The 23,576-nt window shown below is 70.5% G+C and carries 31 protein-coding genes; 7 read left to right on the top strand and 24 right to left on the bottom strand.

Going from position 1 to position 23,576, the window contains the following annotated elements; genetic code table 11:
- Positions 1-7 precede the first annotated feature (7 nt).
- Positions 8-877 carry a FadR/GntR family transcriptional regulator gene (locus ACZ4N4_RS33845; RefSeq protein ID WP_467595979.1) on the bottom strand — a complete coding sequence of 290 codons (870 nt, stop codon included), beginning with the start codon at positions 875-877 and terminating at the stop codon, positions 8-10.
- A 143-nt stretch (positions 878-1,020) separates the two neighbouring features.
- Between ACZ4N4_RS33845 and ACZ4N4_RS33840 the strand changes: the two genes are divergently transcribed.
- Entirely contained in the window at positions 1,021-1,212 is a 192-nt protein-coding gene (locus ACZ4N4_RS33840) for a hypothetical protein (protein WP_360496857.1), read from the top strand.
- Between the two features lie 18 nt (positions 1,213-1,230).
- On the opposite strand, the gene ACZ4N4_RS33835 is transcribed toward ACZ4N4_RS33840, so the two are convergent.
- From ACZ4N4_RS33835 to ACZ4N4_RS33825, 3 genes are all read right to left on the bottom strand, one after another.
- Positions 1,231-2,145: a winged helix-turn-helix domain-containing protein gene (locus tag ACZ4N4_RS33835; protein WP_467595976.1), complete on the bottom strand. Its 915-nt coding sequence runs from the start codon at positions 2,143-2,145 to the stop codon at positions 1,231-1,233.
- A gap of 374 nt (positions 2,146-2,519) precedes the next feature.
- On the bottom strand, positions 2,520-3,764 hold the full coding sequence (locus ACZ4N4_RS33830; RefSeq protein ID WP_467595973.1) for a GNAT family N-acetyltransferase: 1,245 nt from the start codon (positions 3,762-3,764) through the stop codon (positions 2,520-2,522).
- Positions 3,765-3,870: 106 nt separating this feature from the next.
- Positions 3,871-4,464 carry an RsiG family protein gene (locus tag ACZ4N4_RS33825; RefSeq protein WP_453572365.1) on the bottom strand — a complete coding sequence of 198 codons (594 nt, stop codon included), beginning with the start codon at positions 4,462-4,464 and terminating at the stop codon, positions 3,871-3,873.
- Positions 4,465-4,622: 158 nt separating this feature from the next.
- On the opposite strand from ACZ4N4_RS33825, the gene dtd reads away from it, so the two are divergent.
- On the top strand, positions 4,623-5,048 hold the full coding sequence (gene dtd, locus ACZ4N4_RS33820; protein WP_450762141.1) for a D-aminoacyl-tRNA deacylase: 426 nt from the start codon (positions 4,623-4,625) through the stop codon (positions 5,046-5,048).
- Here dtd and ACZ4N4_RS33815 read toward each other — a convergent pair.
- The 9 genes from ACZ4N4_RS33815 to ACZ4N4_RS33775 form a co-directional block, all read right to left on the bottom strand.
- The gene (locus ACZ4N4_RS33815) at positions 5,026-6,849 is read right to left on the bottom strand and encodes a helix-turn-helix domain-containing protein (RefSeq protein WP_467595970.1); all 1,824 of its coding nucleotides are present in this window, start codon (positions 6,847-6,849) and stop codon (positions 5,026-5,028) included. The two genes, dtd and ACZ4N4_RS33815, sit on opposite strands and share 23 nt — an antisense overlap.
- A 151-nt stretch (positions 6,850-7,000) precedes the next feature.
- Entirely contained in the window at positions 7,001-7,966 is a 966-nt protein-coding gene (gene ygfZ, locus ACZ4N4_RS33810) for a CAF17-like 4Fe-4S cluster assembly/insertion protein YgfZ (RefSeq protein ID WP_453572359.1), read from the bottom strand.
- Between the two features lie 9 nt (positions 7,967-7,975).
- Positions 7,976-8,455 carry a Fur family transcriptional regulator gene (locus ACZ4N4_RS33805; protein WP_453572356.1) on the bottom strand — a complete coding sequence of 160 codons (480 nt, stop codon included), beginning with the start codon at positions 8,453-8,455 and terminating at the stop codon, positions 7,976-7,978.
- Between the two features lie 40 nt (positions 8,456-8,495).
- Entirely contained in the window at positions 8,496-9,071 is a 576-nt protein-coding gene (locus ACZ4N4_RS33800) for a heme-binding beta-barrel domain-containing protein (protein WP_360496879.1), read from the bottom strand.
- A gap of 207 nt (positions 9,072-9,278) precedes the next feature.
- Positions 9,279-10,139 (bottom strand): hypothetical protein, encoded by an 861-nt coding sequence (locus ACZ4N4_RS33795; protein ID WP_467595966.1) that lies wholly within the window; start codon positions 10,137-10,139, stop codon positions 9,279-9,281.
- Entirely contained in the window at positions 10,136-11,047 is a 912-nt protein-coding gene (locus tag ACZ4N4_RS33790) for a hypothetical protein (protein WP_467595964.1), read from the bottom strand. Before ACZ4N4_RS33790 ends, ACZ4N4_RS33795 begins: the two co-directional genes overlap by 4 nt.
- Positions 11,044-11,736 (bottom strand): hypothetical protein, encoded by a 693-nt coding sequence (locus ACZ4N4_RS33785; protein ID WP_453572346.1) that lies wholly within the window; start codon positions 11,734-11,736, stop codon positions 11,044-11,046. Before ACZ4N4_RS33785 ends, ACZ4N4_RS33790 begins: the two co-directional genes overlap by 4 nt.
- A gap of 151 nt (positions 11,737-11,887) precedes the next feature.
- Positions 11,888-12,247: a DoxX family protein gene (locus tag ACZ4N4_RS33780; protein WP_467595961.1), complete on the bottom strand. Its 360-nt coding sequence runs from the start codon at positions 12,245-12,247 to the stop codon at positions 11,888-11,890.
- Positions 12,244-12,714, bottom strand: a complete 471-nt coding sequence (locus ACZ4N4_RS33775; RefSeq protein WP_467595958.1) for a cupin domain-containing protein — start codon at positions 12,712-12,714, stop codon at positions 12,244-12,246. The genes ACZ4N4_RS33780 and ACZ4N4_RS33775 overlap by 4 nt, the downstream gene beginning before the upstream one ends.
- A gap of 98 nt (positions 12,715-12,812) precedes the next feature.
- Here ACZ4N4_RS33775 and ACZ4N4_RS33770 point away from each other — a divergent pair, with 98 nt between their 5' ends.
- Positions 12,813-13,685 carry a LysR family transcriptional regulator gene (locus tag ACZ4N4_RS33770; protein WP_467596476.1) on the top strand — a complete coding sequence of 291 codons (873 nt, stop codon included), beginning with the start codon at positions 12,813-12,815 and terminating at the stop codon, positions 13,683-13,685.
- On the opposite strand, the gene ACZ4N4_RS33765 is transcribed toward ACZ4N4_RS33770, so the two are convergent.
- Together ACZ4N4_RS33765 and ACZ4N4_RS33760 are read right to left on the bottom strand one after the other, a co-directional pair.
- Positions 13,663-13,935 carry a DUF397 domain-containing protein gene (locus tag ACZ4N4_RS33765; protein ID WP_467595955.1) on the bottom strand — a complete coding sequence of 91 codons (273 nt, stop codon included), beginning with the start codon at positions 13,933-13,935 and terminating at the stop codon, positions 13,663-13,665. The two genes, ACZ4N4_RS33770 and ACZ4N4_RS33765, sit on opposite strands and share 23 nt — an antisense overlap.
- The gene (locus ACZ4N4_RS33760) at positions 13,917-14,759 is read right to left on the bottom strand and encodes a helix-turn-helix domain-containing protein (RefSeq protein WP_467595952.1); all 843 of its coding nucleotides are present in this window, start codon (positions 14,757-14,759) and stop codon (positions 13,917-13,919) included. Before ACZ4N4_RS33760 ends, ACZ4N4_RS33765 begins: the two co-directional genes overlap by 19 nt.
- Before the next feature lie 176 nt (positions 14,760-14,935).
- On the opposite strand from ACZ4N4_RS33760, the gene ACZ4N4_RS33755 reads away from it, so the two are divergent.
- Complete coding sequence (locus tag ACZ4N4_RS33755; RefSeq protein ID WP_467595949.1) at positions 14,936-15,310, top strand: hypothetical protein; 375 nt, start codon at positions 14,936-14,938, stop codon at positions 15,308-15,310.
- A gap of 23 nt (positions 15,311-15,333) precedes the next feature.
- Complete coding sequence (locus ACZ4N4_RS33750) at positions 15,334-15,696, top strand: DsrE family protein (protein WP_453572328.1); 363 nt, start codon at positions 15,334-15,336, stop codon at positions 15,694-15,696.
- Between the two features lie 37 nt (positions 15,697-15,733).
- Here ACZ4N4_RS33750 and ACZ4N4_RS33745 read toward each other — a convergent pair whose 3' ends face one another.
- Complete coding sequence (locus tag ACZ4N4_RS33745; protein WP_365799413.1) at positions 15,734-16,135, bottom strand: winged helix-turn-helix transcriptional regulator; 402 nt, start codon at positions 16,133-16,135, stop codon at positions 15,734-15,736.
- A gap of 107 nt (positions 16,136-16,242) precedes the next feature.
- Between ACZ4N4_RS33745 and ACZ4N4_RS33740 the strand changes: the two genes are divergently transcribed.
- Complete coding sequence (locus ACZ4N4_RS33740) at positions 16,243-17,088, top strand: SDR family oxidoreductase (RefSeq protein ID WP_467595946.1); 846 nt, start codon at positions 16,243-16,245, stop codon at positions 17,086-17,088.
- Between the two features lie 17 nt (positions 17,089-17,105).
- Here the strand turns inward: ACZ4N4_RS33740 and ACZ4N4_RS33735 are convergent, their stop codons facing one another.
- From ACZ4N4_RS33735 to ACZ4N4_RS33700, 8 genes are all read right to left on the bottom strand, one after another.
- On the bottom strand, positions 17,106-17,369 hold the full coding sequence (locus ACZ4N4_RS33735; RefSeq protein WP_351328377.1) for a DUF3099 domain-containing protein: 264 nt from the start codon (positions 17,367-17,369) through the stop codon (positions 17,106-17,108).
- Between the two features lie 256 nt (positions 17,370-17,625).
- Positions 17,626-17,913, bottom strand: coding sequence for a DUF1416 domain-containing protein (locus ACZ4N4_RS33730; protein WP_351708937.1), 288 nt, complete (start codon positions 17,911-17,913; stop codon positions 17,626-17,628).
- Positions 17,914-17,974: 61 nt separating this feature from the next.
- Entirely contained in the window at positions 17,975-18,814 is an 840-nt protein-coding gene (locus tag ACZ4N4_RS33725) for a sulfurtransferase (protein ID WP_453572321.1), read from the bottom strand.
- Positions 18,815-18,934: 120 nt separating this feature from the next.
- Complete coding sequence (locus ACZ4N4_RS33720) at positions 18,935-19,015, bottom strand: Ms5788A family Cys-rich leader peptide (RefSeq protein ID WP_350751515.1); 81 nt, start codon at positions 19,013-19,015, stop codon at positions 18,935-18,937.
- Between the two features lie 213 nt (positions 19,016-19,228).
- Positions 19,229-19,966, bottom strand: coding sequence for an LmeA family phospholipid-binding protein (locus ACZ4N4_RS33715; RefSeq protein ID WP_467595941.1), 738 nt, complete (start codon positions 19,964-19,966; stop codon positions 19,229-19,231).
- A gap of 221 nt (positions 19,967-20,187) precedes the next feature.
- Entirely contained in the window at positions 20,188-21,384 is a 1,197-nt protein-coding gene (locus ACZ4N4_RS33710; protein WP_467595938.1) for a hypothetical protein, read from the bottom strand.
- A gap of 9 nt (positions 21,385-21,393) precedes the next feature.
- Positions 21,394-21,648, bottom strand: a complete 255-nt coding sequence (locus ACZ4N4_RS33705) for a MoaD/ThiS family protein (RefSeq protein WP_450762109.1) — start codon at positions 21,646-21,648, stop codon at positions 21,394-21,396.
- 74 nt (positions 21,649-21,722) lie between these two features.
- Positions 21,723-22,559: an alpha/beta hydrolase gene (locus tag ACZ4N4_RS33700; RefSeq protein ID WP_467595935.1), complete on the bottom strand. Its 837-nt coding sequence runs from the start codon at positions 22,557-22,559 to the stop codon at positions 21,723-21,725.
- Positions 22,560-22,737: 178 nt separating this feature from the next.
- On the opposite strand from ACZ4N4_RS33700, the gene ACZ4N4_RS33695 reads away from it, so the two are divergent.
- Complete coding sequence (locus ACZ4N4_RS33695; RefSeq protein WP_467595932.1) at positions 22,738-23,526, top strand: response regulator transcription factor; 789 nt, start codon at positions 22,738-22,740, stop codon at positions 23,524-23,526.
- Positions 23,527-23,576: the final 50 nt, after the last annotated feature.

Genomic DNA, 23,576 nt, shown 5'->3' with positions numbered 1-23,576 from the left:
GAAGTCACTAGGAGAGTGTCAGGTCCGTGGTGATGGTTTCCCAGAGGGCGTCGAACCACTTCTGCGATTGCTCCACGAACGCGGCGTCGCGGTGGCCGGCTCGTTTCTCGAAGGAGAAGAGGAGGGACTCCGAGCCCACGGCGTCGTACATGTCGAGCATGCCGGACTCGGTCTGCTCCTCGCGGCGCGTGACCATGTAGTACGCGAGCAGCGCCTCCGCGCCGTTGAGCAGGTAGAGCTTGACCGGCGGGGTGAAGGGCAGGGCCCGGAAGGTGACCCGCACGTCGATGCCGTGGGTGGAGCGCAGGCCCTGGAGGTTGTACTGGAGGACCTGGCCCTGGGCGTTGCGCATACCGAGCCAGCGGTTGTGGACGGTGTCGTCGTCGCCCTCGACCGCCGTCGGGAAAGCGAGGTTGATGTCGCGGCCGGGGAGCAGGACGCGGACGTCGATGCTCTCGGGACGGATCCGGCCCTCGTGGATCAGGCGCAGGGGTTCGGCGAGCGCCGGGAGCAGGCTCTGGGCGGTGAGGCAGGCGGCGTCGATACGGACGTGCGGGGCGGCGAACGCCTCCGTCATACGGGGACCGAGGCCGACCATCGTCGGCTGGGGCTCGCCCAGGGGCCGGACAGCCGGTTCGGCGACGCGCGGCGGGCTGCCCTTGGTGACGTTGGCGAGGAGACCGTAGTCCTGCAGCACCCGCATGGCCTGGCGTACGGCACCCCGCTCCACGCCGAACTCCTCGGCCAGCTCGGCCTGGGTGGGCAGGCGGTCACCGACCTTGATGTCGCCCTTGCGGATGCGTTCCCGCAGGGTGTCGGCGATCTCCTGAGGTGTGCTGCCGGCGTTCACTGCCACGTTCTCCTGGGTCACGACCAAACGCTACAACTCTGATCCATCTACCGGGAGTTGTTTGAAGATTGGTTATAAGTCATAGCCAACTGGGAACAACTTAATCAGAGTTGGTTACCAACTTGGTCAAGTTGGTGGAAGCTTTGCTTCCCGACGATGGGGGAACCGACATGCCCGCCGCCCTCGCTCTCTTCTCCGCCGTCTTCGTCGTCGGCTTCGAACAGATGGTCCAGTCGAAGTACGGTGCCACCGGCATTATCGGTCTGCTGTTGCTCACCGTGGGGATCAAGGCCAAGAGTCCCGCGGTCAGCTCCGTCGGTGCGGTCCTGCTCGCCCTGCTGATCACCGGTCCCGCGCTGTGAGGACCGGCCCGGTGAGCGCTAGGCCGTCAGCTGCAGTTCCGAACTGATCGTCTCCCACAGGGCGTCGAACCATCGCGTGGACTGGTCCACGAACGCGGTGTCCCGCAGGCCGGCGCCCTGCTCGAACGCGAAGAGCATCGACCGCGTGCCCTCGGCGTCGTACGTCTGCAGGTGCTCGTGGCCGATCTCCCGCTCGTGGCGCCCCAGCGTGTAGTACGCGAACAGCGCCTCCACCCCGTTGAGCAGGTACAGCTTGACCGGCGGGGTGAACGGCAGGGCCCGGAAGGTGACCCTGACGTCGATGCCGTGCGTGGCGCGCAGGCCCTGGAGGTTGTCCTGGAGGACCTGGCCCTGGGCGTTGCGCTGGGCCAGCCAGCGGTCGTGCACCGCGTCCTCGGCCGAGGCGTCCAGCGCCGTCGGGAACGCGAGGTCGATGTTCCGGCTCGGCAGCAGCACCCGCACGTCGATCTTGGCCGGTTCCAGACGCCCCGCGTGGATGAGCCGCAGCGGCTCGCCGAGCGCGAGGTTGAGGGAGACCGAGGTCAGGCAGAGCGCGTCGATCTCCACCTCCGGGGCCGCGAAGGCCGCCTCTATCCGGGAGGCGAGGGCCACCATGGTGGGCTGCGGCGGCGCTTCCGGGCCCACGGCGAGCCGGACCGGGCCCGGAGCAGGGGCGACCGTCGCCGGCGCGCCCTTCGAGACGTTGGTGAGCAGATGCTCCGACTGCAGGATGCGCAGCGCCTGCCGTACGGCCCCCCGCTCGACGCCGAACTCGTCGGCCAGCTTGGCCTGGGTGGGCATGCGCTGGCCCGGCCGCAGCACCCCTGACCTGATCCGGGTGCGCAGCACGTCGGCCACCGCGTGGTGTGACGTCTGAGGCCGCTGTGACCTCTCCCGTCCACTGGCGGAGACGTGTTCCGGGTCCACGGACAAACAGTACAACTTCCCGCCATCTTTCGGCAGTTCACGGGAAGGTGGTTATGAGTCGTGTCCAAGTGGAGATAAGTACAGAGGAGTTGGCCACCAACTTCTGCAACATGGTCATACTTTCCCGGTGGTTGGCCGACGGGTTCCCTTCCGGAGGGGAGCCGGGAGCCCGGTCAACAGGGCAGCCGCCGAGATGCACGACCAGCGCACCGCACCTGAGCACAGTCACAACTGAACACCGACAACTGAACACCGGCAATCGAACACGCAGGCCCGCACAGCCACAACTTCACAAGCTCGAACGGCTCGCTACGGATGAGCGCGGCTGAACAAGTGAACAAGGTGATTCAGGCACCGTCGCCGCACGGAAGGAGACCGTCTCAGAAGATGTCCGGGCACCAAGGACGCCCGGGCGTGCGCAGCAGGGCGTCGGCCTTCCGGGCGGCGCCCACTCGCGCTTCCTGGACCCGGCCGAGCGCGTGCAGCCGTGCCACGGACTGGTCACCGAGCCAGACGGTCGCCAGATCGGCGATGGCGAGGGTGAGTTCGGGGGCGTCGGTGGTCGGGACGCAGGACGCCTGCTCGGGGGAGGTGTCCAGCCGGAACCGGCCGCCGGCCAGCCCCTGCCGGTCCACCACCTCAAGGACCAGCGAACCCGCCATGTCGTACGTCCGCGCCTCCAGGGCCCGTATGACGTCCAGGATCCGCACCCACAGCCAGTCCGCCTGCGTGGTGATCCGCGCGGCGCGCGGGTCGGGGAGGTAGTGCGGCAGCAGGTCGTCCGGCGACCGCCAGCCGCTCTTCACCCTGGTGATCCAGTCGATCGAGCACAGGTAGTGCCACAGGGCACGCTCGGCCGCGGGCGTGGCGCCGAGCAGCCACTTCACGGTGGCCGTCTCGTCCGGCTGCTTGCCGTGCCAGGTGTCGTCCACCGCGTACGCCACCATCCCCCCGACCTCGCCGTCGGCCGACCGGTAGGCCGCGTGGAACGGCTCCTTCCAGTCGGATTCGAAGCGGACCGCGCCGGTGCGCAGCTGCCACCACAGCTCGCTGCGGCTGATCGCGCCGGGCGTGCTGCGGCGGACCCGCTCGTGCAGCTCGGGGCCGAGCTTGCGGACGTCCTCGGCGTCGAGGAGGTCGATCCGGCCGCCGTCCTCGGGAGCCGACCAGCGGGGGTCCAGACCGGCGCGCCCGACCTCGACCGTCCACTCCGTCAGCGTGGTCGCCGGGCCGAAGCCGTAGCGGCCGTAGATCGGGTACTCGGCGGCGATCAGGGTCGCGACCACGTCTCCGCGCTCCTTGGCCGCGGCGAGGTCCTGGCTCATCATGCGGGTGAGCAGGCCGCGGCGGCGGTGGGTGGCGGTGACCGTGACGTTGGAGATGGCGTCGGCGGGGACGGTCGCGCCGCCGACGGCGGTCAGCTCCTGGTCGAAGGAGCGGAACGTCGCCACACAGCGGGAGCCGTCGAAGGCGCCGAGGAGTCGGCCCGGTACGAACTGCCTTCGGCGGGCGTCGAGTTGCTCGGCCGTGAGGGTGGGCGGTTGCAGGAAGCCGGTGTTCAGGGCCCGGTGCCAGTCCTCCAGCTCGGGTTCGGTTACGGCGCGGATTTCGACGGCGTCGGTCATGACAGCACGGTAGGTGTTCGATCGGGGTGGTGCAGTTTTATTTTCGGGCGCGGGTGCGTGGGGGTTGATCGCGCAGTTCCTCGCGCCCCTGAAGGGGCGCTGCGGCTTACGTCAGCAGATCGTCCACCTGCGCTTCGCCCTCCCGGTAGCGCCTGGTGATCTCCCCACTCGAATCGTCTGCGGTCCGTTGCAGGCGCTGTCGTCGGCTCGACACCTCCTGCTCGTAGCGGACCAGGCGGCCCATCGCCGTGGTCAGTTCGGCGTCCGTGCGGGCCTGGAGGTCGGAGAGTTCCACCTCTGCCAGCATGTCGGCGGCCAGCCGGTCGTACTCCTCGTTGTGCGGGGTGCCCAGGGTGACGTGGCGGGCCGAGGAGCGGTGGCGGGCCGGGGCGTCGGTCAGGATCTCCGGGAGGCGGTCCACGACGGCGGCCGCGCCCGCCGGGGAGCGGCGGGCCAGTTCCGCCCGGAGGATGTCGATACGGCCCTGGAGCAGCCGTCGTACGTAGCTGAGGTCGGCCTCGTCGCGTTGCGCGTCCCGTCGCAGGACGCGCAGTTCGGGCAGGCTCAGGCGGGTCAGGTCGTGCTCGGGCGGCTCCGCGGGCAGGGCGATGCCCTCCCCGCGTTGTGCGGGCGGCCGGGGCAGGCTCTGCGCGCTCTGCGTGCCCTGCACCTTCAGTCGCCCGGTACTCGGTGTGCTCATACGCCTCTACCGTCCCCTCGACCGGCGTGTGGAAGCATGGTGCCACCCCAAGTGGCCGCAATGTGACCGAGTGCCCCCGAACGGCCCTAGATGTGAGGTTAAGGATCAATAATGGACCCCCTGCGGGGGCCGCCGGGGCACCGGGCATGATGGTCCGCATGCGAGCTGTGGTTCAGCGGGTGGACGGCGCCGATGTCGTCGTGGACGGCGAGACGGTCGGCGCGATCGAGGGCGAGGGGCTGTGTGTGCTCGTGGGCGTGACCCACGACGACACCAAGGAGAAGGCGGCCCAACTGGCCCGGAAACTCTGGTCGATCCGGATGCTGGCCGACGAGAGGTCCTGCAGTGACATCGACGCGCCGCTGCTGGTGATCAGCCAGTTCACGCTGTACGGCGATGCGCGCAAGGGACGGCGGCCGACATGGAACGCGGCGGCGCCGGGCGAGGTGGCCGAGCCGCTGGTCGAGGAGGTCGTGGCGCAGTTGCGGGCTCTGGGGGCGACCGTGGCCACCGGGCGTTTCGGGGCGCAGATGCGAGTGTCGCTGACCAACGACGGGCCGTTCACCGTTCTGCTGGAGATGTGAGCAGTTCCCGGCAGTCGCGGGCCAGGCCCGCCATGCCGAGTTCCTCCGCCGTGCCGAGCGCGGTCCTGGCCAGGTCGTGGGCGGTGTCCCGGGCGGCCGGGGAGCCGGTGCGGATCCGGGCGCGGGCCTCGTCGAGGCGGAGCCGGGCCATCTGGGCCGGATAGCGCTGGGCGAGGCGTACGGCCCGGCCCAGGTGCCCGAGGGCCGTCTCCGGTTCACCGGCGACCAGGGCGAGCAGCGCGCTGAAGCGGGCGGCGGGGCCGAGCAGGACGGTGGGCCAGCCGGCCAGGACCACCTCGTCGCCGTGAGCGTCGAGGAGGGCGCGCAGCGGCGGGACGTACGCCGACAGTTCGCCGCGGCGGTCGGTGCGCTCGGCCAGTTCGGCGCAGACCTGAGCGAGGACCGCCGCGGTGGGCAGCGCCCAGCCACTGGGCGGGAACCGGGTGAACCCGTCGGTGTCGGCGGCGAACGCCCGTAACTGGTCCACGGCCTGCTCGTACCGTCCGGTCTCGCACAGGGCCATGGCCAGACCCGCCCGCCACACCGGAAAGTATCCGCGCTGCTGGACGCCGGACATCCGCGGGGAGGCGAACAGCTCGGCCAGCCGGCCCTGCTCGTGCCGCAGCCAGAACTCCTGGCCGAGGACGGTCTGGCCGAGGGTGTCGGCGGGCATCGAGAGCCCGCCCTCCATCGCGGCCGCCACCTCCCCGGCCTCCCCGAGGATCCACTCCGCGGCGGCGGCGAACTCGCCGCGCCACAGGCTCATCAGGGCGTCCAGGGTGCGCTGCTGCCAGTGGGCGAGCCGGCTGCGGTGCCGGGCGGCGTACTGGCGGTGGAGGTTGATGGTCGCCTCGGCGGCGGGCACCCGGCCGGTGCGGAGCTGGTCGATGGCGAGGGCGACCAGGGCCTCGCCCTGGAAGTAGGTGGAGTGGGAGCGTACGGCGAGGTCGCGGAGTTCGCTGGACAGGGCGAGCAGTTCGCGGGCCGGGGCGAAGTCGTACAGGGCCCAGCGGGTCTCGGTCAGTACCTCGCAGCGGGCCTCGTCGCCGATCCGGCCGGGAGCCCGGCGGCCGAGTTCGCGCAGCTCCGCGAGGGTCTGGCGGGCCAGCCGGGCGCCGGTGCGGGGTTCGGCGCCGGTGATCGCGGTGTCGTAGCCGATGGCCATGGCGAGCTTCTTGGCCCGGTGGGCGGTGAGCTGGAGGCGCAGTTCCACGGCGGGCGCGTCCTCGCGGTCCGCCAGCGCGGCCAGGCAGGCGTCAATGCGGAAGAGCAGGTCGCGGTCGACCTGGCCGGGGTCCGACCAGCGGCGGGCACTGCGGACCATGGCGTAGGCGCGGGCCCGGTCGTCGCCGGCGGCCTCGTAGGCGGCCTGGTAGTGCCGGCCCGCCTCGTACATCTCGCCGAGGAGGTGGCGGGTGTCGCCACGCCGGATGTGCTGGTCGAACTCGGCGCCGTAGCCGCTGGGGCCCGGCCGGGCGGGTGGCGCCGGGTCGGGACGGGGGCGGCGCACGGCCCGGTCGGCCCCGTCCCCTCGGTCCCCTTGGTCCCCTCCGGCCCCTCCGCCGTCCCGTCGCTCGTACGGCTCGGGTCCGGGCGGCAGCAGGGCGAGCAGGGCGCCGTCGGCCCGCAGGGCGGCGTCGCAGCGCTCGGCCAGCAGCCGGCCGGGTTGCCGCAGGCCGTTCTCCACCCGGCTGAGGTAGCTCTTGCTGTAGTGGACCCGTCTGGCCAGCTCGGCGAGGGAGAGTTCGGCGGCCTCCCGGCGCACGCGCAGGGCCTCGGCGAACTCCTCCTGCGGTGTCAAGGCGCCTCCCCCGGGGCACGCCGGCCGACGCTCGAACACCTGCACACCGTGTTCAGGAAGTCGCTGCCCGTTGCCAATTATGGAGTGTCAACGGCATATCTCGCAGGGCGCTGGCGGTAATCCCGGGTTCCTCCCGGGCTCCTGCGGGTCCCTACGGTTCGACGATCACTTCCTGTGCCGCGGCCGTGTCTCCCGCGATCAGCCGGGCGTCCACCGGGACGTTTCGCTTGACCAGCGCCAGGGCCACCGGACCCAGTTCGTGGTGGCGTGCCGACGTCGTCACGACGCCGATCCTGCGGCCGTCCTCGCCGTCGTCGGCCAGCCGGATCTCCGTGCCGGGCGGCGGCAGGTGCACGTCGCTGCCGTCCAGGTGCAGGAAGACCAGGCGGCGGGGCGGCTTGCCGAGGTTCTGGACCCGGGCCACGGTCTCCTGGCCCCGGTAGCAGCCCTTCTGCAGATGCACCGCGGTGCCGATCCAGCCCAGCTCGTGCGGGATGGTGCGGTGGTCGGTCTCGAAGCCGAGACGGGGCCGGTGGTTCTCCACCCGCAGGGCCTCGTAGGCGAGGAGGCCGGCCGCCGGGCCCGCCTTCTCCGCGTACGACTCCAGGTCCGCGCGGGGCAGGAAGAGATCACGGCCGTACGCCGTCTCGCGTACGACGGCACCGTCCGGGGGTTCGGCGATCGAGCCGGCCGGAAGGTGCACGACGGCGAACTCGCCGGTCCGGTCGGCGACTTCCACCCGGTAGAAGAACTTCATCGACTCCAGGTAGGCGATCAACGCCTCAGCGGTGCCGGGCTCCACATGGGCCCAGACCGTCGTGCCGTCGTCGACCAGGTACAGCGCGTGCTCGATGTGGCCGTGCGCGGAGAGGACCAGCGCTTCGGTGGCCTCACCGACGGGCAGCTCGCTGACGTGCTGGGTGAGCAGGAGATGCAGCCAGGCAAGCCGGTCCTCACCGGTGACGGTGACGACACCGCGGTGCGAGAGGTCCACGAAACCGGCGCCGTCGGCGAGGGCGCGCTGCTCGCGGAACAGGTCGCCGTAGTGGGCGGCGACACCTTCGTCCACGCCCTCGGCGGGCACGGCGCCGGGCAGGGTCAGCAGGGGGCTCTTCATATGAGTAGCCTACGACTCGGTAATTGAAGTCTGGACGGCTGTTGAAGTCTGGACGGCTGCGCCCCTGGTTCTCTTGTGCGCGCAGTCCTGGCAGCGGCCGAAGATCGCGAAGTGCTTCATGTCGGTCTCGAAGCCGAACTCCTGCCGCAGCTTGGCGGTGAACTCCGCGGCGACCGTCACATCCGCCTCGATCACGTTCTCGCAGTCACGGCAGACCAGGTGGATGTGATGGTGCCGGTCGGCGAGGTGGTACGTCGGCGCCCCGTGCCCCAGATGGGCATGGCTGACCAGCCCCAGCTCCTCCAGGAGCTCCAGGGTCCGGTACACCGTGGAGATGTTGACCCCCGACGCGGTCCTCCTCACCTCACCGAGGATGGCGTCGGGGGTCGCGTGCTCAAGGGTGTCCACGGCTTCGAGCACGAGTTGCCGCTGCGGCGTCAGCCGGTAGCCGCGCTGCCTTAGGTCGCTCTTCCAGTCGGTGCTCACCACACAGAAAGTCTAGAACCACTCGGCGGTGACCACTTGGCGACTACTTGAAGAAGGCGATGCCGTCGTCCGGCATGTCGCTGGGGAGGGCCTTGGCCCAGCGTTCGACTTCCTCCGGGGTGACGACCTTCTTCAGGTGCGCGGACATGTACGGGCGGAGCTCGACCTCGGGGGTCTGCTTCTCCCCCACCCACATCAGGTCGCTCTTGACGTAGCCGTACAGGCGCTTGCCACCGCTGTACGGGGCGGAGGCGGCGGTACGGGCCACGGCGTCGGTGACCAGGTCGATCTGGGGCTTCTTGTCGGCCATCTCGCCGTACCAGATCTCGATCACACCGTCGTCGCGGGTCATGGTGACCTCGACCCTGCGGTTGGCGTCGATGCGCCAGAAACCGTGCTCGGTCTCCAGCGGGCGGACCTTGTTCCCGTCGTTGTCCAGCACCCAGGTCTGGGAGTGGTACTCCAGGAAGTCACGCCCGTCGTGGCTGAAGGTGGCCTCCTGGCCGAAGTTGCACTTCTCCGAGCCCGGGAAGTCGTGGACGCCCGCACCGGCCCACTTGCCCAGCAGGAAGGCGAGCGGGACCAGGTCCTTGTGCAGGTCGGACGGAATCTCGATCATGACGGCGGTTCCTAGACGGAGAGGATCAGCGCTGGCCCTGGTACAGCTTCTTCACGGTCAGTCCGGCGAAGGCGATGACGCCGACGCAGACCAGGACCAGCAGGGTTTCGAAGAAGATCTCCACGGGTGCTCCTTGAGCGGGGGTGGGCGTACGTACAAGAGCCGGGCCCAAGCTTACGCGGCCGGGGCCCGGGGCTCTTGGCGAGGTCAGTCGAGCAGTTCGCCCTGGAGGGTCACCGTCTGCTGGAAGGGGACGGCGAGTGCCCGGCCCTTCCTGGACTGGACGATCACGCCGACGGTGTCGCCGGTGGCCAGGTAGGCCTGCCGGACCTGTTCGGCACCGTACGGCTTCAGCTCCGTGTACGGCACCATCAGGACGTCGTCGGTCCGGGCCCGGTCCGGGAACTTCTGGTCGAGCTCGTACTGGTCGCCGTCGCGCAGTGCGTAGGCCGGTGTGGAGTAGCTCATGAGCTGGTGGTTGAGCAGCTCCTCGGCGACGGCGGCCGTGTCGAACTGGAGGAGGTAGATCCGGGTGTGCGTGCCGTCGGGGGTGGTCCAGCCGCGCGCGGTGATGTGCCGCAGGCCGTTGTCGACGAGCTTCTGGCGCAGCCCGGGGCGTTCGGACGCGGTGAACTCCGCGAGGAACGTCCCGGTCGGCAGCCAGCCGTCCGCCCCCTTCAGCGCCGCGTCGGCGGTGGCCCCCGCCGGCGCGGGCAGAACGAGTTTCCGCAGGTCGGCGAAGTGGGTCCCGGCCGGGTTACGGGCATCGTCGTTCGGCCCGGGGCTCCCGGACGGCAGCGGCGGCCGCACGAGGGCGGGGTACGTCCAGCGCCCGTCGGAGTGCGTGCCGAGCCCGGGTACGTCGGTCCGGTCGACCCGGATGATGCCGTAGGCCGTTCCGGCCCCGGCGACCGCGAAGACGGCGACGGCGCAGACCCAGCGAAGCGCGGCCCGCAGCACGCGGCGGTCCTTCTTCGGGAGCTGGGTCGGGAACTCGGCGAGGTCGTCCAGGTCGCCGAGGTCGCCGAGGTCGTCGGAGACCTCCGGCTGGTTCGTGTCCGTGGTCATACCGACGCCCCCGGCTCCTTGATGCGGTCGAGCTGTGCGCGGAGCATGCCGGCCGCGCTCTCCTTGTCCAGCGGCTTGGCCGCGGTCGCTGTGGCGGTGACCGCGACGTCGCCCACGTAGCCGGTGCAGAACATCGTGTCGATCTTCTCGTCCACGTCCGTCGGCGGTAGGAAGCAGGAGGTCGAGTCCTTGTACCCCTTGATCTCCGGACCCTTCCGGAACACCTTCAGCGCGTCGAGGATCTCCTTCTGGGCGGTCGCCATGGAACGGACTGTCCGCCGGTTCCCCATCCGCGCCAGCACGATCTCCATCGTGTACTCGTAGCCGGGTACCTCCGACGCGTTCAAGTAGCTGCGCATCGCCATGCCCTTGACCGGGTTCCGGTCGAGCTGCCGCTCCAGCGCCTGCCGCTGCGAACGCGGCAGGTCCTTGATCGACTCCTCGCGCAGCAGGGTCGCCTGCTTGCCGGACAGCGCGACGTCCGACCCGAACTCGGCGATGTCCGGGCCCCGCCCGTACGTGCCGGTGCCGTACGGCAGCAGCATCCCCTGGAGGCCGCCCGTGCCGGCGGCCTTGCTGTCCTTGGCGGCCTTCGGCATGCTCCAGACGGGAGCACCGGGGTCGCGATCGGCGCCCTGGACGGCGACGACGGTGCAGGTGGCCCCGGCCAGCACCGCGGCGGCCAGGACACCGACACCGGCGACGACAGCGATACGACGACGGTCACGCGGCCGCGTCTCCGCGTGCGCGGGCTCCACGGCACTCGGCTCGGCGACGCTCACGTCAGCGGCGCTCGCCTCGGCGGACGTCGGGGCGGCGACAGGCGCCGAGTCGGCGGCGGGCACCGGCGCGGCGGCGGGCGTGGCCTCCGGCTCGGGGCTCACGGACGTTTCCGGGTTCTCGGTCACAGCCGCTCCATCTGCCGCTTCGCCAGATCCAGCACCTTCGTCTTCGGGATCGGCTTCGTGTCGTTGATCCACAGCTCCATATCGATGTCCCCGCGCCACGCGTGCGCCTCGGCGGAGTACTGGCTCACGCCGTAGGAGGTGTCGGGCTTTCCGTGGACGTACGCCCTGCCGTCGCCCGTGCCGGGGATCGGCCAGCTGTCGGTGTCGTAGTCGTCGGCCGGTTCGGCGAAGTAGTACGCGTTGCCCGCCGCATCGGCGGCCTCCGTGCCCGTCTCCTCCTGGCGGTACTGGACCAGCCGGATCTCGACGTTGAGGTCGCCGTTCTCCCGCCATTCGGTGACGGCCGCCCGGCGGAACTCCTTCTTGCCGACCAGGTCGTGGAAGGCAGTGGCCGGGTACTTGTACGTCTCCGCGAGCGTCCGCGCGTCCATCCACCCGTCGCTGCCCACCGGGTACCGCGACTCGCGGGCCCCGCTCGGCCTGCTCAGCAGCAGCTTGCGCAGGTCGCCGTCGACCTTGACCTTCCGGTCCTGGGCGGCCGACAGCGGCTCGGGGGCCGCTCCCTTCGCCTGCGCGACGGACGGCTGGGAGAGCGGCGGCAGCGCGGTGGGCTCGCGGTCGGCCTGGACCAGGTAGCCGACGCAGCCGCCGGCCACGACGCCGAGCACGGCGGCGGTGGCGATCAGCACGCCGGTACGACGGCGTCTTCCGGGTCTCTCGGGTGGTGTGTCTGGCGCGTCCAATGGGTCCCCCTGGGGAAACGGGAGCGCGGATTCCTTGATCCACGCGCCACAGGAGACTCATGGTCCACTCACTGAGTTGTACAACGATTAATCACGATCAGGACACCGCCGCGAGCCAGGCAGCGGCCACCGCCGTGAGCAGCAGCGTGATGTTGAGGGCGACCTGACGGTCCCCCATACGCAAGTGCACCCTGATCGCCCCTAGTTGGAGAACGGCCAACCCGACCGCGGCGGCGGTCGCCGACCACGGCGCGACACCGGTCAGGCGCGGAAGCAGCAGGCCGATCGCGCCGAGCAGCTCCACGGCCCCGATCGCCCGCACGGCCGCCATCGGGATGCCGTCCACCCACGCCATCATCGGCCGCAGCCGCTCCCGGCTCCGGACGGCCTTCAGCCCGCCCGCGTAGAGGTAGAAGAGGGCGAGCAGCCCGGCGACGATCCAGTAGGCGACGCTCATGAGGCGGGCTCGGTGGCGTAACGGCTCATCACCTCGAGACCGGCCCGCGGGCTCGGCGCTTCTCCGGTCGCGAACAGGTCCCGCAGTTCCCGGAAGTACCGCACGTACAGGTCGGGCGTGAACGTGCTGAGCATGACCGCCGGTTCGTCGGTGACGTTGGCGAAGGTGTGCGGGGCGCCGGGCGGCACCATCACCAGGGTGCCGGCGCCGGCGTCGTGGTCGTCCTCCCCGACCGTGAACCGCACGGAGCCGGAGACGACGTAGAAGCCCTCGTCGTGCCCGGCGTGCCGGTGCTGCGGCGGGCCGGGGGTGTGCGGCGCGAGCACGGACTCGGCGATGCCGAGACGGTGGCCGGTGGTACGGCCGTCCTCCAGGACGCGCATCCGGGTGGTGCCGAGGACGAGCACCTCGCCGTCGTCCGGGCCGACGACGGATACGGCGGGTTCGTGGTGGTCGTGGGTCGTCATGCCTCGATTCGACGGCCGGGGCGGTACGGCTGTCCAAGACCTGTTCCGCCGCCTCGATACCCGATCGGTATCGTGGCTGCATGGAGCGGATGGAGCGGATCGAGCTACGGACGCTGCGCTACTTCGTGGCCGTCGCCGAGGAACTCCACTTCGGCCGGGCCGCCGCCCGGCTCCATATGAGCCAGCCCCCGCTGAGCCGTGCGATCAAGGGGCTGGAGGGCGAGATCGGTGCGGCGCTCTTCGAGCGGTCCTCGGCCGGTGTCGCGCTCACCCCCGTCGGAGCCGTGCTACTCGACGAGGCCCGGGCGCTGCTCGACCAGGCCGACAGGCTGCGCGTACGGGTCGCCACGGCGGCGGGCGCCACCACCCTCACCGTCGGTCTCCTCGGCGACAGCACGGATCCCGGCGTGCGCCGGCTGGCCCGCGCCTACCGCGAACGTCACCCCGGCGTCGGGATCCGGATCCGCGAGACCGACCTCACCGACCCCACCTGCGGGCTGCACGCCGGGCTCGTGGACATCGCCCTGACCCGCGCACCCTTCGACGAAACCGGCCTCGTGGTACGGGAGTTGCGGGCCGACCCGGTGGGCGCGCTGCTCCGCGCCGACGATCCGCTGGCCCGCCGGGAGAGCCTGACGCTGGCCGACCTCGCCGACCGGCAGTGGTTCCGGTTCCCGGCGGGCACGGACGGCCGCTGGCAGTCGTACTGGAACGGCGGGGCGGTGCGGGAGGGGCCGGCGGTGCGGGCGATCCAGGAATGCCGGCAGGCGGTGCTGTGGAACGGCACGGTGGGCATGACGACGACCGACCACGAGCCGGGCGCCGGGCTCGTGACGGTACCGATCGTGGACATGGAGCCGAGCCGGGTGGTGGTGGCATGGGTCGAGGGAGACACCAATCCGTTGCTGCGGCCGTTCGTCCAGGTGGCGATCGAGGCCTACCGCCACGTCAGCGGGCGACTCCATCGATGAACGCGGACCAGGCGGAGGCCGAGAAAACGAGGGCGCCGCGATCAGGGTCCTTGCTGTCACGGACGGGGACGAGGGAGGGGATGTCGGCGGCGACTTCGAGGCAGGCGCCGCCGTCCTGGTTGCTGTAGCTGCTCTTGCGCCAGGACGCGGAGACCAGGAGTTCGTCGGAGACCTCGACGCAATCGCCACCACTCGTGTTGCTGTAGCTGCTCTTGCGCCACGTCACGCCACTCAGGTCGACGACTCGCACGGCACTTCCTCCAACATCCGCAAGATGAACTTGCGCGACTCGGCCGGTGATAGTGCCAGGTCGCGCATCGCATCGTACCTACGTAGCAGCAGCTCAACCGAGGCAATTTCCTCAACCAGTTCACCACGCAAATCGTTCTCGGTGTAGGCGACCGTGCGGCCATCCGGCAACCGCAAAAATTTCACGGCTGTGTTCATCAGTCCGTGGGGTCCGGCGCTGAACGGCAGTACCTGCAGGGTGATGTTCGGGCGTTCGGCGGCTTCCGCCAGGTGCTTCAACTGCTCGTGCCACGCCCTCAAGTCGCGCAGCGAGGTATGCAGCACGGCCTCGGAGAGGATGACGCGGAACGCTGGCGGAGCGTTCCCCTCCAGCAGCTGGCGACGTCCTACGCGCGCCTCCACCTGCTGCTCCAGCTCAATACCCTCGATCCAGCCCACGGCGAGGACCTCACGGGCGTAGCCGGCCGTCTGGAGCAGACCTGGCGGCGAACTCACGGCGTAGTGCCACAGGCTCGTCGCCTCGGCCTCCAGCACCATGTACCGCCGATACTGCTCCTTGAACTGCGACGGATCCCCAACCGCCAGTTCCCACAAGGCCAGCAGCAGCCCCGGCGTCCCGTAGTACTGGTCCAGCGCCTCGACGATCTCCGGGCTCCCCAGGCTCCGGCCGCTCTCCATCTTGCCGAAGTTGGACGCGTCCCAGCCCAGTTCCTCGGCCAGCTCCCGCAGGCTCACCCCCCGCTCGGCCCTCAGGTGCCGTAACTCCTCCGCGAACCGTTGCCTGGGCTCCTGACTACGCCCCGTCACCACGCGCCTCTGCGGCACCGCACCCCTCCCTGGTACGTCATGGAATTTGTGGAATTAGCGCCGCCAGACGGGGAAGAACCGCTCGCCATCGGCGTGCCGACGCCACCTCCGGGCCATGCTCGTAGCAGCCTCGATACCCAGAGTAGTCCAACTCACGCATTTCGTATAGATGTTGGACGAAAGGAGCAAATGCCATGGAGCCCGGAACCCTGTTCTACGACACCGCCACCGACCAGGTCGGCGAGTACCGGGACCAGTCGGGGCCGTACGCGATGCTGCGTCCCGTCGGCGGCGGCAGGGAGTGGCAGGCCGACCCGGCGACGCTACGCCCCGCTACCGACAGAGAGCGGATCAGCGCCGGCGTACGCGCGGCGAACGACCGTAGTACGTGGGCCGTACCGCCGTCCCCCGACGACCTGAGCCGACCACCCCGGCCCGTCCCCGGCTGCGCCGAGTGCGCGGCCCTCTGCGATCGAAGAGAGACCGCGCTGGTCGCGTACGACCACAGCGCGGCCACCGACGCGAACGTGCTGCTGCGCCAGCATCAGCGCGCGGCGCACCAGCCATGACGCGGCCCGATTACCCTGCACGTATGGCGAAGAAGCTCGTGATCAAGGTGACGGCCGGGGCGGACGCCCCGGAGCGGTGCTCTCAGGCGTTCACGGTGGCGGCGGTGGCCGTCGCCAGCGGCGTCGAGGTGTCGATGTGGCTGACCGGCGAGTCCGCGTGGTTCGCGCTGCCGGGGCGGGCCGCCGAGTTCGAGCTGCCGCACGCCGCTCCGCTGCCGGACCTGGTCGACTCGATCCTGGCGGGCGGCACGCTCACGCTCTGTACGCAGTGCGCGGCCCGCCGGGACATCACGGAGAAGGACGTCATCGAGGGCGTACGGATCGCGGGTGCGCAGGTCTTCGTGCAGGAGGCGATGGCGGAGGGGGCCCAGGCGCTCGTCTACTAGAACCGCGCTGCTGGGACCGCGCTTCCGCGACCGCGCTTCAGGGGCGCGGGGATCCCGCCTCGTCGTAGCGCTGCCGGGCCGTCTCGACGTCGTCGAGGTGGGTGCCGGCCCAGTCGGCGAGGTGGGCGAAGAGCGGGGCGAGGGTGGTGCCGAGGTCGCTGATCTCGTACTCGACGCGCGGCGGCACCTCGGGGTGGTAGGTGCGCACGACCAGGCCGTCGCGCTCCAGCTGGCGCAGCCGCTGGGTGAGCACCTTCGGCGTGATGCCCTTGATACGGCGCTCCAGCTGGACGAACCGCTGGCGGCCGAAGGTGTGCAGGGACCAGAGGATCGGTGTGGTCCACCGGCTGAAGACGATGTCCACGACCGGGGAGACCGGGCAGGCCAGCTCGGGGTCGGACAGGGCGTCGGGCGCGGGCCGTCGCGTCGCGGTCGTCATGAGCCACACCCCTCTGAGGTAGTCACTTTCCTCTAGGTACCTACTATACCGGCGCTGTTAGCGTCGCTGTCATCGCGGAAGACCACCGGAAAATACGGGAGTTGAGCATGATCGTGGTGACGGGTGCGACCGGGAACGTGGGCCGGTCGCTGGTGGCGGCCCTGGCGGCGGCCGGGGAACGGGTGACGGCCGTGTCGCGGGGGATCGCCCCTGTGGACCTGCCGGCAGGGGTCGTACAGGTGCGGGCCGACCTGGCCGAGCCGGAGAGTCTGCGGCCCGCGTTCGACGGTGCCGAGGCACTGTTCCTGCACGACGGCGGCACGGGCGGACACGGGCTCGACGCGCCGGCCGTGCTGGCGGTGGCCCGGGACGCCGGCGTGGCGCGGGTGGTGCTGCTCTCCTCACAGGGCGTGGTGACCAGGCCGGAGTCGCCCTCGCACGGCGGAGCGATGCGGGCGGTCGAGGACGCGGTGCGTGGGTCGGGCCTGGCCTGGACGATCCTCAGGGCCGGCGGTTTCGCGTCCAACGCCTACGCCTGGGCGGAGTCGGTGCGCGCGGAACGGACGGTCGCCGCGCCGTTCGGTGACGTCGGGATCCCGGTGGTCGATCCGGCGGACCTCGCGGAGGTCGCCGCGGTGGCTCTGCGCAAGGACGAACACGTGGGCCAGGTGTACGAGTTGAACGGGCCGGCAGCCGTCACGCCCCGGCAGCAGGCCGAGGCCATCGGCGCGGCCCTCGGCGAGCCGGTGCGGTTCGTGGAGCTGAGCCGGGCCGCGGCGCACGCCCGGATGGCCGCGTTCATGCCGGAGCCGGTGGTGGCGACGACGCTGGCCGTCCTCGGCGAACCCAACGCGGGCGAGCTGCGGCTCAGCCCGGACATCGAGGGAGTGCTCGGCCGTCCGCCCCGGCCCTTCGCCGCGTGGGCCCTGCGCAACGTCGAGGCGTTCCGGTAGGCCGGGCACGTCGGACCTCAGGACCGGGGGCGCTTCTTCCCGTCCAGCTCGTCCCACCACTCGTCGGACTTGGGGTCACCGGAGGGGTCGTCCCACCAGCGGTCGTCGGGCCCCCGCCGGTTCGCGACCATCGCGGCGACGGGCGGGATGACCATGGCCACCACACACATCCCCACGGCGGCGGGGACGGACCAGATACGCACGACTCCCCAGGCCAGGACGAAGAGACCGATGCAGATCCCCATCATGACGAAGTACACGCGACGACGCCGGGCGAGCATGAGTCAAGGGTAGGTCGGCCGGGAAGGTTGAGCACGACCCCGCTGCGGGATCGACGGACGCCCGTCGCGGAGCGACTGATGTTCACGCCGACGCAGCGTCTCGAAGCCTGCGAAGCAGTGCGAGAGACGCGTCAAAAAGGGGGCACGCGACGACGCCGGGCCAGCATGCATCCAGGGTAGGTCCGGTGTGCGGACACGGCGAAGGGCCGCGCCTCCGGACTTCGACCCGGGAGGTGCGGCCCTTGCTTCCAGCTGGTCAGACCGCGATCGCGACCTCGGCCAGGCCGCCCTGCTGGGCGACGACCGTGCGGTCGGCGGTGGCGCCGGGGACGAGGGCGCGGACGGTCCAGGTGCCCTCCGCCGCGTAGAAGCGGAACTGTCCGGTGGCGGAGGTCGGGACCTCCGCGGTGAACTCGCCCGTCGAGTCCAGGAGACGGACGTAACCCGTCACCGGCTCGCCGTCGCGGGTCACCTGACCCTGGATGGTGGTCTCACCGGGCTTGATCGTCGAGCTGTCCGGGCCGCCGGCCTTCGCTCCACACATGTCGTACTCCTGTTGAGGTCTTGAAAGGTCGGTCTGGGGACTTGCCGGGGTCCTGCGGGTCCTACTTGTTGGCGCCGAGCTCGATCGGGACGCCGACGAGGCTGCCGTACTCGGTCCAGGAGCCGTCGTAGTTCTTGACGTTCTCGACACCGAGCAGCTCGTGCAGGACGAACCAGGTCAGGGCCGAGCGCTCGCCGATACGGCAGTAGGCGATGGTGTCCTTGGCGAGGTCCACCTGCTCCTCGGCGTAGAGCTCCTTGAGCTCGTCGTCCGACTTGAAGGTGCCGTCGTCGTTGGCGTTCTTCGACCACGGGATGTTCCGCGCGGACGGGACGTGGCCCGGGCGCTGCGACTGCTCCTGCGGCAGGTGGGCCGGGGCGAGCAGCTTGCCGGAGAACTCGTCGGGGGAACGGACGTCGACGAGGTTCTGCGAGCCGATGGCCGCCACGACGTCGTCGCGGAAGGCGCGGATCGCGGTGTTCTGCGGCTTCGCCTGGTAGGAGGTCTCGGTGCGCTCGGGCACCTCCTCGACCAGCTCGCGGGCGTCCAGCTCCCACTTCTTGCGGCCGCCGTCGAGAAGCTTGACGTTCTCGTGGCCGTAGAGCTTGAAGTACCAGTAGGCGTAGGACGCGAACCAGTTGTTGTTGCCGCCGTACAGGATCACCAGCGTGTCGTTGGCGATGCCCTTCGCCGACAGGAGCTTCTCGAAGCCCTCCTGGTCGATGAAGTCGCGGCGGACCGGGTCCTGAAGGTCCTTGGTCCAGTCGATGCGGATGGCGCCTCGGATGTGGTTCTTCTCGTAGGCGGACGTGTCCTCGTCCACCTCCACGATCGCGATGTCGGCGTTGTCCAGGTTCTCCTGGACCCAGTCGGCGTCGACCAGGACGTCGCTGCGGCTCATGCTCTTTCTCCTCCGGGGCAGATGCGGCGGGGCGTGCGAGTGCGGGTGGGTGCGCGCAGGCGCGCACGGATGCCCTCGGCGTGGGAGGGCAGGGGGATGCGGAGGCAGCGGCCTCCACCGTCAGAAGGGGCGACAGAGCATGGCGGCGACGCGGCACAGGTCGACTGCCCGCCGCTTCGTGAGATCCGCCTGACGCTTCATGGCCTCGATCGTAGGGACGGATGACCGGGCATGTCACCGGCATGTCGCATGATGAGACGCGATCGTCCGGATTATGGGACGGGGTGGCGGTCCGGGGCATGGCCGGGCAGCCGCCGCCCCGCCGCGTCCGTTGTCATATCTACGGTACGGACATCGCCGTCTCGACAGATGGACGGGTTCCGGCTGCCGTGTCGGCCGTCGCCGTGGCGCCTTCTACCCGGCCAGCCGGACGTTCGAACCCTTCACCCCGATCTCCACACCATCCGCCGCCGCCTCCACCTTGTCCAGCTGGATGCCGCCGGGAAGCTGACTGATCGCCTGCTGGAAGTCGGAGGCCTGCCGGAACCGGTCCTCGACGAGGCTGACCCCGGCGAGCTTGGGCAGGTTGTCGGCGTGCACCTGCACGGTGTTGTCCTTGACGGTGACCGTGCTCAGGACGGTCACCTTCTGGTGGGCGTCCACACCGGGGACGGTGAGGTCGAGGGTGACCTTGATCTTGCCGTTGCCGCCGTCGGCGAGACCGGCGACCTTGCCGGTGAAGCCGAGGCCGAGGTCGGTGGGCTGCGTGTCCACGTTCTTCAGCAGCTCGCTGTAGGAGATGAGCGCGGTGCCGGTGGCGGTCCGCGCGGTGGCGGAGCTGTAGTCGCCGGTGAAGGTGACGCCCTTCATGTCGGCCTTCAGGTCCTCGACACGGATCGTCTTGCCGGCGGTGCCGGTGGTGGCGTCGTAGTCCTTGATGCCGACCTGCACGTCGTCCAGCGTGCCGCCGGCGACCTGGGTGAGGAACGGGAAACCCTTGATGGAGACGTCGGGGGTGCTCGCGAGGTCCTCCGTCGTCTTCAGCTTGCCGGCGGCCTCGCCCTCGGCGAAGTGCACGGCGACGCGGTCGACGACCACGAAGAGCACACCGAGGATGACGACGACGATCAGGAAGATACGCAGGGCTCGCATGGTGATGGGGTCCCCCGGGTCGGCGTTCGATAACGGCGAGTTCACGCTAACCCCGCCGGGGACGACAACCGGGAAATTGTCGAACACCTGTGACAGGTTTGAACATCGAGAGCCGCCCGGCGGGGGCCGGTCGCGCCCGCGCGGCGGCAGCCGCATGTCGAACACGGCCCCGCGGCCCCCGAAGGGACGCCCACAGCGACGCTTCCTTCAGAACGCGAGAACTACCGGCCCAGGATCCACACCGCCGGTGCCGCCGCGGCCAGCGGCAGCGCCACGCCCGCCGTGAAGTGCACGAACTTCGACGGGTAGTCGTAGCTCGCCGCACGGTGGCCGGCCAGCGCGCACACCGCGGCCCCCGCGCCGATCAGCGCGCCCTTGGTGCCCAGCCCGGTCATGCCGCCCACCGCGATGCCCGCCCCGGCCGCCGCCAGCACCGACACCACCACCGACGCCACCGTCGGCAGCGGCAGCGCACGCGCCACCACCGCCACCGCGACCGCCGCCGCGCCCACCGAGGCCGCGTCCGGGTCCGCGCCCAGGAAGCCCGTCGCGATGATCGCCAGCGCGGAGGAGGCGACCGTCGCCATCAGGCCGTACATACGGGTGTCCGGGTCCGCGTGCGAGCGGAGCTGGAGGACCAGGGAGAGCAGCACCCAGATGCCCAGCGGGCCGAGGATCGCCGCCGGGGCCTGGTCGCGGCCCGCCACCAGCACCGCGGCGTCCGCCGCCAGCGCGCCCAGGAAGGCGAGGGCGATGCCCTGCCGGGCCGGCCACATGCCGTTCAGCCGGAACCAGCCCGCCGCCGTCACCGCCTGCAGGATCACCAGGGGGACCACCAGGGCGTAGGAGGAGACCGGGGCCGCCACCGCAAGCAGCAGGCCCAGCAGGCCCGTCAGCAGGGCCGGCTGCATCCCCGGCTCGATGATCGGCGAGCGCCCCTCCAGGCGGGCCCGCTGCGCGTCGGTGACGCGCGCGTTGCCGGCCAGGGTCGCGGGACCGTAGCCGGCGCCGGGCTCAGCGGGGCCGGAGCCGGGAGCCGGGGGCGGTGTGTGCGTCGGCTGTTGCGGCTGCTGCGGCTGCTGTGCCTGCTGCATGTAGACCGGCTGCTGCTGGGCCTGGGCCTGCTGCTGAGCCTGCGCCTGCTGCTGGGCCTGCGCCTGAGCCTGCTGCTGGGCCGGTGTGTAGGTCTGCTGGGACATGTACGCCGTCTCCGCCGCAGACGCCTGCGGCTGTGCCGCCTGCACCGGCGCGTGCGTCTGCGTCTCCCAGGTCTGCCCCTGCCACTGCTGGGTGGCGTACTGCTGCTCCTCGTACCCCCACTGGGGCTGGGCGGGGGGCTGCTGGGACTGTTGGGGTTGTTGCTGAGGCTGCTGATACTGCTGATACGGGTCGTAGCCCTCGTACGGCTGGTTGGTCATCGGTCTCGCTCACCCTCCTGCGAACGGCGGGAGCACCTCGACCGTGCCGCCCTCGGCCAGCCGTACCGTCTCATGCTCGCGCGTCCCCACGGGGTCACCGTCGATGAGGAAGGAGCATCGCCGCAGGACGCGCGCGAGTTCCCCGGGGTGTCGCGTACGTACCGCGGTCAGCGCCTCGGCGAGGGTGTCCGCGTCGTACGGCTCCTCGGCGATGCCGGCCGCGGCCTTCGCGGCGGCCCAGTAGCGCACCGTGACCTTGGGCATCAGCTTCCTCAAGAGACTCAGTAAGAACCAGTAAGAACAATCAGTCGGCTGTGTAGCAGTTCTACAGGCTCAGGCTAGCCCGCCCGGGAGGTCGCCCAGTCGCCGATCCTGGCCAGCAGCCGGTCGTCCGCGGCGTGCTCGGCGTGGCCCATGCCGGGCTCCAGCCACAACTCGGCGGCGCCACCGGCGGCGTCCGCGAGCATCCGGGGGTGGTCGACCGGGAAGTAACCGTCGCTGTCGCCGTGCACGATCAGCAGCGGGGTGGGGGCGATCTTGGGCACCGCCTCCACCGGGGACAGCGGCACCGGGTCCCAGTCGCGGTGGTGGATGCGGGTGCGGAAACCGTAGCGGCCGACCAGACGGCCCTCCGGTCTGGTGACCAGCCAGTGGACGCGGCGCATGGGGGCGGTGCCCCGGTAGTACCAGCGGGCCGGGGACGACACCGAGACCACGGCGTCCACCCCGGCGTTCAGCGCCGCGTGCCGCAGCACCACCGAGCCGCCCATCGAGAAGCCGACGGTCACCACCCGGACGTGCCCGAAGTGACGCGCCCAGCGCACCGCCGCCGCCAGGTCGAGGACCTCGCGGTCACCGACCGTGGTGCGGCCGCCGGAGCGGCCATGGCCCCGGAAGGAGAAGCTGACCACCGGGGCGTAACGCGTCAGCGCGGCCACCACCCGTCGTACGTGTGGCCGGTCCACGTCGCCGGTGAAACCATGGGCCAGGACAAACACCAGGTCACGGGAGAGTGGCTGGGAGCCGTCGTATACGACGGAGGCGGGATCGTATACGGAATCGACGGAAACCCCGTCGTCCGTGCGCAGAAACGTCCGGATAGGGGTGCTTCTGCTTGTCTCACAGTTCGGACGAATTACGGAACGTGCCACATGACCTGCCGGACCGTTGCTCATGTGGGCTATTCTGCTTGCAGAGGACTCGGGCAGCGCCGCCACCGGGTCCTTTTGTGCTTTCGGAAGCTCTGTATACGAAGCGGGAAACTCCAGGTGACCGCGGCTGTACGGAGGCTCGGGAGCGCAGCGCAGTGTCATTGCACACAGTCCTCGCAGGGACCGAGGAGGAACCAGACGTATGAGTTCTCTGCTGCTCCTGACCAACGCCCTCCAGCCGTCGACGGAGGTGTTGCCGGCCCTCGGGCTGCTCCTGCACAACGTGCGGGTCGCTCCGGCCGAGGGCCCCGCCCTCGTCGACACCCCGGGCGCCGACGTCATCCTCATCGACGGGCGCCGTGACCTCCCCCAGGTCCGCAGCCTCTGCCAGCTGCTGCGCTCCACCGGCCCCGGCTGTCCGCTCATCCTGGTCGTCACCGAGGGCGGACTCGCCGCAGTCACCGCCGACTGGGGCATCGACGACGTACTCCTCGACACCGCCGGCCCGGCCGAGGTCGAGGCACGGCTGCGCCTCGCCATGGGCCGCCAGCAGATCGTCAACGACGACTCCCCCATGGAGATCCGCAACGGCGACCTCTCGGTGGACGAGGCGACGTACAGCGCCAAGCTCAAGGGACGGGTCCTCGACCTCACCTTCAAGGAGTTCGAGCTCCTCAAGTACCTGGCCCAGCACCCCGGCCGGGTGTTCACTCGTGCACAGCTGCTCCAGGAGGTCTGGGGCTACGACTACTTCGGCGGCACCCGGACCGTCGACGTACACGTACGACGGCTGCGCGCCAAGCTCGGCGTGGAGCACGAGTCCCTGATCGGGACCGTCCGGAACGTCGGTTATCGATTCGTTACCCCGGAGAAGGGCGAACGGGGCGAGCGGGTCAGCGAGGAGGCCAGGGCACGGGCGGAGGGTCCAAAGCCGGAGGATGCGGACGCTTCGGCGGCCCTGGACGCGGTCGAGGTACCGGCGGAGACGTAGTGGGGGTCCGGGCGAGGCATGGCCGTCGCCCGGACAGGGCATTGCTTCCG

This window comes from Streptomyces sp. NPDC026538, from assembly GCF_055567535.1.
Note: the sequence above shows the minus strand (reverse complement) of the source record. Positions and strands in the feature narration are given on the sequence as shown.

Excerpts from the sequence above, each read along its gene's own strand:
- ACZ4N4_RS33840 (WP_360496857.1), top strand. The coding sequence starts at position 1,021 with ATGCCCGCCGCCCTCGCTCTCTTCTCCGCCGTCTTCGTCGTCGGCTTC.
- ACZ4N4_RS33830 (WP_467595973.1), bottom strand. The coding sequence starts at position 3,764 with ATGACCGACGCCGTCGAAATCCGCGCCGTAACCGAACCCGAGCTGGAG.
- ACZ4N4_RS33825 (WP_453572365.1), bottom strand. The coding sequence starts at position 4,464 with ATGAGCACACCGAGTACCGGGCGACTGAAGGTGCAGGGCACGCAGAGC.
- dtd (WP_450762141.1), top strand. The coding sequence starts at position 4,623 with ATGCGAGCTGTGGTTCAGCGGGTGGACGGCGCCGATGTCGTCGTGGAC.
- ygfZ (WP_453572359.1), bottom strand. The coding sequence starts at position 7,966 with ATGAAGAGCCCCCTGCTGACCCTGCCCGGCGCCGTGCCCGCCGAGGGC.
- ACZ4N4_RS33800 (WP_360496879.1), bottom strand. The coding sequence starts at position 9,071 with ATGATCGAGATTCCGTCCGACCTGCACAAGGACCTGGTCCCGCTCGCC.
- ACZ4N4_RS33795 (WP_467595966.1), bottom strand. The coding sequence starts at position 10,139 with ATGACCACGGACACGAACCAGCCGGAGGTCTCCGACGACCTCGGCGAC.
- ACZ4N4_RS33780 (WP_467595961.1), bottom strand. The coding sequence starts at position 12,247 with ATGAGCGTCGCCTACTGGATCGTCGCCGGGCTGCTCGCCCTCTTCTAC.
- ACZ4N4_RS33775 (WP_467595958.1), bottom strand. The coding sequence starts at position 12,714 with ATGACGACCCACGACCACCACGAACCCGCCGTATCCGTCGTCGGCCCG.
- ACZ4N4_RS33755 (WP_467595949.1), top strand. The coding sequence starts at position 14,936 with ATGGAGCCCGGAACCCTGTTCTACGACACCGCCACCGACCAGGTCGGC.
- ACZ4N4_RS33750 (WP_453572328.1), top strand. The coding sequence starts at position 15,334 with ATGGCGAAGAAGCTCGTGATCAAGGTGACGGCCGGGGCGGACGCCCCG.
- ACZ4N4_RS33745 (WP_365799413.1), bottom strand. The coding sequence starts at position 16,135 with ATGACGACCGCGACGCGACGGCCCGCGCCCGACGCCCTGTCCGACCCC.
- ACZ4N4_RS33740 (WP_467595946.1), top strand. The coding sequence starts at position 16,243 with ATGATCGTGGTGACGGGTGCGACCGGGAACGTGGGCCGGTCGCTGGTG.
- ACZ4N4_RS33735 (WP_351328377.1), bottom strand. The coding sequence starts at position 17,369 with ATGCTCGCCCGGCGTCGTCGCGTGTACTTCGTCATGATGGGGATCTGC.
- ACZ4N4_RS33730 (WP_351708937.1), bottom strand. The coding sequence starts at position 17,913 with ATGTGTGGAGCGAAGGCCGGCGGCCCGGACAGCTCGACGATCAAGCCC.
- ACZ4N4_RS33725 (WP_453572321.1), bottom strand. The coding sequence starts at position 18,814 with ATGAGCCGCAGCGACGTCCTGGTCGACGCCGACTGGGTCCAGGAGAAC.
- ACZ4N4_RS33720 (WP_350751515.1), bottom strand. The coding sequence starts at position 19,015 with ATGAAGCGTCAGGCGGATCTCACGAAGCGGCGGGCAGTCGACCTGTGC.
- ACZ4N4_RS33715 (WP_467595941.1), bottom strand. The coding sequence starts at position 19,966 with ATGCGAGCCCTGCGTATCTTCCTGATCGTCGTCGTCATCCTCGGTGTG.
- ACZ4N4_RS33710 (WP_467595938.1), bottom strand. The coding sequence starts at position 21,384 with ATGACCAACCAGCCGTACGAGGGCTACGACCCGTATCAGCAGTATCAG.
- ACZ4N4_RS33705 (WP_450762109.1), bottom strand. The coding sequence starts at position 21,648 with ATGCCCAAGGTCACGGTGCGCTACTGGGCCGCCGCGAAGGCCGCGGCC.
- ACZ4N4_RS33700 (WP_467595935.1), bottom strand. The coding sequence starts at position 22,559 with ATGAGCAACGGTCCGGCAGGTCATGTGGCACGTTCCGTAATTCGTCCG.
- ACZ4N4_RS33695 (WP_467595932.1), top strand. The coding sequence starts at position 22,738 with ATGAGTTCTCTGCTGCTCCTGACCAACGCCCTCCAGCCGTCGACGGAG.